Here is a 789-nt window from a genome sequence, read left to right as displayed (position 1 = left end):
TACGCTGTTGCTCAAGCTTGTGCTTGCTGATTGGCTAGCACTGATTGAAGCACTTACGCTGTTGCTCAAGCTTGTGCTTGCTGATTGGCTAGCACTGATTGATGCAGATACGCTGTTGCTCAAGCTTGTGCTTGCTGATACTGAAGTACTGATTGAAGCAGACACGCTGTTGCTCAAGCTTGTGCTTGCTGATTCAGATGCACTGATTGATGCAGATACGCTGTTGCTCAAGCTTGTGCTTGCTGATTGGCTAGTACTGATTGAAGCAGACACGCTGTTGCTCAAGCTTGTGCTTGCTGATTGGCTAGCACTGATTGAAGCACTTACGCTGTTGCTCAAGCTTGTGCTTGCTGATTCAGAAGCACTGATTGAAGCACTTACGCTGTTGCTCAAGCTTGTGCTTGCTGATTGGCTAGCACTGATTGAAGCACTTACGCTGTTGCTCAAGCTTGTGCTTGCTGATTGGCTAGCACTGATTGAAGCACTTACGCTGTTGCTCAAGCTTGTGCTTGCTGATTCAGATGCACTGATTGATGCAGATACGCTGTTGCTCAAGCTTGTGCTTGCTGATTGGCTAGCACTGATTGAAGCACTTACGCTGTTGCTCAAGCTTGTGCTTGCTGATTGGCTAGCACTGATTGATGCAGATACGCTGTTGCTCAAGCTTGTGCTTGCTGATACTGAAGTACTGATTGAAGCAGACACGCTGTTGCTCAAGCTTGTGCTTGCTGATTCAGATGCACTGATTGATGCAGATACGCTGTTGCTCAAGCTTGTGCTTGCTGATTG

The 789-nt window shown here is 47.4% G+C and carries 1 pseudogene; it reads right to left on the bottom strand.

Annotated features, from left to right (window positions below):
* A pseudogene (locus D8852_RS09910) lies at positions 1-789 on the bottom strand (LPXTG cell wall anchor domain-containing protein); the annotation flags it as partial.

Origin of the sequence: Streptococcus mitis, assembly GCF_003942695.1 — a bacterium.
In the GTDB taxonomy this organism is placed as follows: domain Bacteria; phylum Bacillota; class Bacilli; order Lactobacillales; family Streptococcaceae; genus Streptococcus; species Streptococcus mitis_BD.
The sequence above is the reverse complement of the archived record's forward strand: the minus strand, read 5'-3'. Positions and strand labels throughout refer to the sequence as shown.